Origin of the sequence: Microbispora sp. NPDC049633, assembly GCF_040675265.1 — a bacterium.
Taxonomy (GTDB): Bacteria; Actinomycetota; Actinomycetes; order Streptosporangiales; family Streptosporangiaceae; genus Microbispora; species Microbispora maris.
Genome location: NZ_JBFAOO010000289.1, coordinates 1 through 6783, shown reverse-complemented (window position 1 = coordinate 6783; position 6783 = coordinate 1). Strand labels below are relative to the sequence as shown.

Annotated in this window: 6 protein-coding genes; all 6 read right to left on the bottom strand. The window is 76.4% G+C overall.

All coding sequences use genetic code 11. The annotated features are described in order from the left end of the window. Positions 1 to 205: SAM-dependent methyltransferase (locus AB0J39_RS37005; protein ID WP_363473430.1), on the bottom strand; the 205-nt coding region annotated here is incomplete at its 3' end. Further along, positions 202 to 924, bottom strand: coding sequence for a precorrin-2 C(20)-methyltransferase (cobI, locus tag AB0J39_RS37000; protein WP_363473428.1), 723 nt, complete (start codon positions 922 to 924; stop codon positions 202 to 204). The genes cobI and AB0J39_RS37005, both read right to left, overlap by 4 nt. Further along, positions 921 to 2237 carry a cobyrinate a,c-diamide synthase gene (locus tag AB0J39_RS36995; RefSeq protein ID WP_363473426.1) on the bottom strand — a complete coding sequence of 439 codons (1317 nt, stop codon included), beginning with the start codon at positions 2235 to 2237 and terminating at the stop codon, positions 921 to 923. Before AB0J39_RS36995 ends, cobI begins: the two co-directional genes overlap by 4 nt. After that, positions 2231 to 2845 (bottom strand): cob(I)yrinic acid a,c-diamide adenosyltransferase, encoded by a 615-nt coding sequence (cobO, locus tag AB0J39_RS36990; RefSeq protein WP_363473424.1) that lies wholly within the window; start codon positions 2843 to 2845, stop codon positions 2231 to 2233. The genes AB0J39_RS36995 and cobO overlap by 7 nt, the downstream gene beginning before the upstream one ends. After that, the gene (locus tag AB0J39_RS36985; protein WP_363473422.1) at positions 2846 to 4804 is read right to left on the bottom strand and encodes a putative cobaltochelatase; all 1959 of its coding nucleotides are present in this window, start codon (positions 4802 to 4804) and stop codon (positions 2846 to 2848) included. Next, positions 4801 to 6783: cobaltochelatase subunit CobN (locus AB0J39_RS36980; RefSeq protein WP_363473419.1), on the bottom strand; the 1983-nt coding region annotated here is incomplete at its 5' end. The genes AB0J39_RS36980 and AB0J39_RS36985, both read right to left, overlap by 4 nt.

The following is a 6783-nucleotide window of genomic DNA, read 5'->3' as shown; positions in this document are numbered from 1 at the left end:
CCTCCTCCAAGGGCGCCGCGGCGGAGTCGACGATCCGGGCGCCGGCCCGGGCGTGGTCGAGCACGCCGGGATGGACCAGGCTGGAGGCCCAGACCACGACGTCGGCGGCCGCGATGGCCGCCGCGCCGCGCAGCGTGAGCAGGTCGGGCGCGCCCGGCCCCGCGCCGACGAAAGCGACCTTGCCCCTCAAAGCAGGCCCGCTCACAACCGGCCTCCCCGGCCCGTACGCTCCCGGGTGACCAGCAGCGCGGACAGGTACGGCCCGGTCCAGGCCGGATCGAGCCCGGCCGCGGGCCGCACGTCCTCCTCCGGCAGCCCGAGCGACGCGCCGTACACCGCGCCGGCCAGGCGGCCGGACTCGCGGACGGCGGCCAGCACTTCCGGCAGCATGCGCCCTCCCTTGTAGGCGACGACGGTGTCGTGGGCGTCGAGTGCCCCGCGCAGGGCGTCGAGCCCCGCCGTCAGCGGCATCAGCGCCAGCGACTCGCGGCCCTCGACCAGGACGGTCCCGCTGCTCGCCGCGAGCGCCTGCATGGCGGTGACGCCGGGAACCGTGCGGACCTCCAGCTCCGGCACGAGCCCGCGCACGGTCTCGGCCAGGTAGGTGAAGGTGCTGTAGACGTTGGGGTCGCCGATCGTCGCGAAGGCGACGGTCCGCGCCCCGCGCCCGTACGCGGCGGCGACGGCCGCCCCCGCCGCGTCCCAGGCGGCGTCGCGGCGCGGCCCGTCGGTGAGGGCGAACTCCAGGCGCAGCACGTCGCGAAAGGTGTGGGCGCGGACGATCCGCTCGGCGCGGCCCTCCTCGCCGGTGTCGGCCACCGGCACCACCACGACGTCGGCCTCGCGCAGCACGCGCACGGCCTTCACCGTCACCAGGTCGGGGTCGCCGGGGCCGACGCCCACCCCCGTCAGCACGGGCCTCATGCGGCAGCCCCCTTCACGAGGTCGCGGGCCAGGCGTGGCGTGCCCGCCCAGTGCGGGTGGAGGTAGGAGGCGTGCACGCCGCCCCGGACGAATCCCTCCCGCCTCGGCAGCACGTACGCCGGGGACTCCCCGGCGGGCGGAGAGCAGGCGGTGCGGTGGAACTCATGGGCGCGTACGACGGTGCCGTCGGGCCGTACCGCCTCCCGGTAGCCGAGCGTCAGCCGCTCGGTCATCCGCGCCTCCACCGGCAGCACCCCGCACATGGGCGCGCCGTCGAGCGAGGCGGCGAGGTAGAGCAGACCCGCGCATTCGGCCGTGATCGGCAGGCCGCGGGCGGCGAGACGGGCGACCTGTTCCCGCAGCGGCGCGTTGGCGGCCAGGTCTGCGGCGTGGACCTCGGGAAACCCGCCGCCGATCACCAGCGCCCGGGTGCCCGGCGGCAGCGCCTCGTCCCGCAGCGGGTCCACGTACGCCACCTCGGCCCCGGCGGCGCTCAGCAGCTCGGCCGTCTCGGCGTAGGAGAACGTGAACGCCGCGCCGGCGGCGACCGCGACCACGGGCCGCCCGGGAACCGGGATCCCCGCCGCGTCGGCGGCCGACCACGCCGTCGTGGACAGCGGAGGCGCGGCCGACGCCAGGCGCAGGATCAGGCCGAGGTCGCAGTGCCGCTCCACCAGGGCCCCGAGGGCGGCCACGGCCCGCCGCGCCTGCGCGTCGCGCTCGGCGGCGGGCACCAGGCCGAGGTGCCGCGACGGCACGCGGACGGCCGCGTCGCGCGGCAGCACCCCGGCCACCGGGATGCCGAGCGGCCGCAGCGCCTCGCGGAGGATCTCCTCGTGGCGGGCCGAGCCCACCCGGTTGAGCACCACCCCGGCGATCCGCACGGACCGGTCGAAGGTGGCGAAGCCGTGCACGAGGGCCGCGACGGACGCCGACTGGGACGACGCGTCCACGACGAGCAGCACCGGCGCGTCCAGCAGCCGGGCGACGTGCGCGGTGGACGCCTCGGACGTGGGACCACGCCCGTCGAACAGGCCCATCACGCCCTCGACCACGGCGACGTCCGCGCCGCGCGCGCCGTGCGCGAACAGCGGGGCCACCAGGTCCTCCCCGACGAGGAACGCGTCGAGGTTGCGGCCGGGACGGCCGGTGGCGAGCGCGTGGTAGCCGGGGTCGATGTAGTCGGGGCCCACCTTGTGCGGCGAGACGGCCAGGCCGCGCGCGGTCAGCGCCGCCATCAGCCCGGTGGCCACGGTGGTCTTGCCCGTGCCCGAGGCGGGGGCGGCGACGACGAGCCGGGGGACGTTCACCATTCGATGCCCCTCTGGCCCTTCTGCCCCGCGTCCATCGGGTGCTTGACCTTGGTCATCTCCACCACGAGGTCGGCGGCCTCCACCAGACGGGGATCGGCGTCGCGGCCGGTGATCACCACGTGCTGGCGGCCGGGCCGGGCGCGCAGGGTCTCGACCACGTCGTCCACGTCGACCCAGCCCCACTTCAGGGGATAGGTGAACTCGTCGAGGACGTACAGGCCGTAGGTCTCGGCGGCGAGGTCGCGCTTGATCTGCGCCCAGCCCTCGCGGGCGTCGGCGGCGTGGTCGGCCTCGGTGCCGGGCCGCCGGATCCACGACCAGCCCTCGCCCATCTTGTGCCAGGTCACCGGCCCGCCCTCACCGGTCTGCTCGTGCAGCCGGCCGAGGGCGCGCAGGGCGGCCTCCTCGCCGACCCGCCACTTGGCGCTCTTGACGAACTGGAACACCCCGACGGGCCAGCCCTGGTTCCAGGCGCGCAGCGCCAGGCCGAAGGCGGCCGTCGACTTCCCCTTCATCTCCCCGGTGTGCACGATGACCAGCGGGCGGTTGCGCCGCGCGCGCGTGGTCAGCCCGTCGTCCGGCACGCTGGCCGGCCTGCCCTGTGGCATCTACGCCACCCTCCTGACGTCACGCACCACCGCGGCCAGGTGATCGGCCGCCAGTTCTTCCAGCCGGATCGCGGTCCCGCCCAGCGCGGCGGCGAGCCGTCCGGCCAGGCCGAGCCGTACGGGGCCGTGCTCGCAGTCGACGACCACGCTCGCGACCCCGGCCAGCCGCCGGGCGACGTCGGCCGGGTCGGGGCCGAAGGTGTGCCGCCCGTCGGTGACGACCACGAGCAGCGCGCGGCGGCGGGGGTCGCGCAGCCGCTCGGCGGCCAGCACCCGTTCCGCCCGATGGAGCCCGGCGGCCAGCGGGGTGCGCCCGCCGGTGGCCAGCCGGGCCAGCCGGCCGGAGGCCAGCTCGACGCTGGAGGTCGGCGGCAGCGCGACCGTCGCGTCCTCGCCGCGGAAGGTCACCAGGCCGACCTTGTCGCGGCGCTGATAGGCGTCCAGCAGCAGGGACAGCACGGCGCCCTTGACCGCGCGCATCCGCGCCCGGGCGGCCATCGAGCCGCTGGCGTCCACGCAGAACAGCACGAGGTTGGACTCGCGTCCCTCGCGTACGGCTTCGCGCAGGTCGTCGCGGCGCAGCACGAGGCCGGAACCGGTACGGCCCCGCCCGCGCTGGTGGGGCGCGGCGGCGGCCAGCGTGGCCGGCAGGTCGAGCAGCCGCAGCCGCCCGGCCGGGACGCGGGCGCCGACGGTGCGGCCGGACTCTCCCGTGGTGCGCCCGCGCCGTCCGGCGGGCCCGCCCCGGCCGGCCGCCTCCGGTGCGAGGAGCCGGGTCCGATAGGGCGCTCCCGGCTGGACGGGCGGGGACCCCGCGGCGCCTCCGGACCCGCCGCCCTCGCCGGCGTCACCGCCGGACGCGCTCCCGCCGCCCGGGCCCTCGTCGTCCGGCCCGTCGTCCGGCCCGTCGTCGGGGGCGTCGTCGGGGGTGTCGCCGGTCTCGCGGAGAGCCTGTTCCAGCCGTTCCTCGTCGAGACCGTGGCCCCGGTCGTCATGGGGGTCGTCGAACGGGTCGCGGCGGCGGCGGTGGGGGAGCGCGAGGCGGGCGGCCGCCCGGACGTCGTCGGAGGTGACCTCGTCCCTGCCCTCCCACGCGGCCAGGGCGACGGCCGTACGCGCCATCACGAGGTCGGCGCGCATCCCCTCGACGTCGAAGGCCGCGCACACCGCCGTGATGCCGCGCAGCGCGGCGTCGGGGAGCGCCACGCCGGGCAGCCGGTCGCGCGCCGCCACGATGCGCAGGGCGAGGTCGCGCTCACCGTCGGCGTAGGCCGCGGCGAAACCGGCCGGGCCGGCGTCGAAGGCGAGGCGGCGGCGCACCACCTCCGCCCGCTCGGCGGGGTCGCGTGAGGCGCGCACCTCGACGGCCAGGCCGAAGCGGTCGAGCAGCTGCGGGCGCAACTCGCCCTCCTCGGGGTTCATCGTGCCGACCAGCAGGAAGCGGGCCGCGTGGCGGACCGACACGCCCTCGCGCTCCACGTGGGCCACGCCCATCGCCGCCGCGTCGAGCAGCAGGTCCACCAGGTGGTCGTGGAGCAGGTTGACCTCGTCCACGTACAGCACGCCCCGATGGGCCGCGGCCAGCAGGCCCGGCTCGAACGCCTTGACGCCCTCGGTCAGCGCCCGTTCCAGGTCGAGCGACCCGGCGACGCGGTCCTCCGACGCGCCGACCGGCAGCTCGGCCAGCCGGGCCGGGCGCGTCCGCGGCGACAGGCCGCTTTCATGGGGACCATCGGGGCAGGACGGGTCGGGCGCGGCCGGGTCGCAGGAGAACCGGCAGCCCGCCACCACCGCCACCTCGGGCAGCAGCGCCGCGAGCGACCGCACCACGGTCGACTTCGCCGTGCCCTTCTCGCCCCGCACGAGCACGCCGCCGATCGCGGGCGACACGGCGTTGAGCAGCAGCGCCAGCTTGAGGTCGTCGTGCCCGACGACCGCGGAAAAGGGGTATCCCGTCACTTGCCCGCCTCCAGGTCGCCTTCCATCTCCAGGTACGTCGCCCGCAGGCCGTCGAGGGTCTCCGGCGACGGCTCGGCCCACAGGCCCCGGTCGGCCGCCTCCAGCAGCCGTTCGGCGATGCCGCGCAGCGCCCAGGGGTTGGACGCCCGCATGAACTCGCGCACCTGCGGGTCGAAGACGTAGGAGGCGGCGAGCGACTCGTACATCCAGTCGTCCACCACCCCGGCCGTGGCGTCGAACCCGAACAGGTAGTCCACCGTGGCCGCCATCTCGAACGCGCCCTTGTAGCCGTGCCGCCGCATCGCCGCGATCCAGCGCGGGTTCACCACCCGCGACCGGAACACCCGCCGCGTCTCCTCGCCCAGCGTCCGGGTGCGCACCGCGTCGGGGACGTGCGAGTCGCCCACGTACGCCGCGGGGGACGTGCCGGTCAGGTGGCGGACCATGGCCACCATGCCGCCGTGGTACTGGAAGTAGTCGTCGGAGTCGGCGATGTCGTGCTCGCGGTTGTCCTGGTTCTTGGCCGCCACGTCGATGCGCCGGAACGCCGCCTCCATGTCCGCGCGGGCCTCCCGGCCGTCCAGGCCTCGGCCGTAGGCGTAGCCGCCCCACACCGCGTACACCTCGGCGAGGTCGGCGTCGTCGCGCCAGTTGCGGGCGTCGATGAGCGGCAGCAGGCCCGCGCCGTACGCGCCGGGTTTGGAGCCGAAGACGCGGCTGGTGGCGCGGCGCTCGTCGCCGTGCCGGGCGAGGTCGGCGTGGACGTGCGCGCGCAGCGGGTTGACCTCGGCGGGCTCGTCCAGCGCGGCGACCGTCCGTACGGCCTCGTCCAGCAGCGTCACGACGTGCGGGAACGCGTCGCGGAAGAAGCCGCTGATGCGCACCACCACGTCCACCCGGGGGCGGCCCAGCTCCTCGGCGGTCATCACCGCGAAGCCGGTCACCCGGCGGGAGGCGTCGTCCCACTCAGGCCGGACGCCGAGCAGCGCCATGATCTCGGCGATGTCGTCGCCCTGGGTGCGCATCGCGCTGGTGCCCCAGACCGTCAGTCCGACCGTGCGCGGCCACTCGCCGGTGTCGGCGCGGTAGCGCTCGACCAGCGAGGCCGCGAGCGCCGAGCCGGTCTCCCAGGCCAGTCGCGACGGGATCGCCTTGGGGTCGACCGAGTAGAAGTTGCGGCCGGTCGGCAGCACGTTGACCAGCCCGCGCGTGGGCGACCCGGACGGCCCGGCGGGCACGTATCCGCCGTCCAGCGCGTGCAGCACGTGCGCCACCTCGTCGGTGGTCCGGTCGAGCCGCGGCACGACCTCGGCCGCGGCGAAGCGCAGCACCCGGGCGACCTCCGGCACGTCCGTGACCGCTCCGGCCGCCGCCGGGTCCCAGTCGTGGTCCTCCATGGCCTGGACCAGCCGCCGCGCCTCGCCCTCGAACGCGTCCACCTCCGCCGTCCCGGCGTCCTGAGGCAGGCCGAGAGCCTCGCGCAGGCCGGGCAGCGCCCCGGCGGCGCCGGCCCAGACCTGGCGGGCGCGCAGCACGGCGAGCACCAGGTTGACCCGCGCCTCCCCGGTGTGGACCTGCCCGAGCACGTGGAGGCCGTCGCGGATCTGGGCGTCCTTGATCTCGCACAGGTAGCCGTCCACGTGCAGCAGGAAGTCGTCGAACTCCGCGTCCCGCGGCCGCTCGTCCACGTGCAGGTCGTGGTGGAGCTGGGCGGCCTGGATGAGCGTCCAGATCCGCGCCCGCACGGCCGGCAGCTTGGCCGGGTCGAGGGCGGCGACGGTCGCGTGCTCGTCCAGCAGCTGCTCCAGCCGGGCCAGGTCGCCGTACGAGTCGGCCCTGGCCATCGGCGGGATCAGGTGGTCGACGACGGTCGCGTGCGCGCGGCGCTTGGCCTGGGTGCCCTCGCCGGGGTCGTTGACGATGAACGGGTAGACCAGCGGCAGCGCGCCGAGCGTGGCGTCGGGCGCGCACGACGCCAG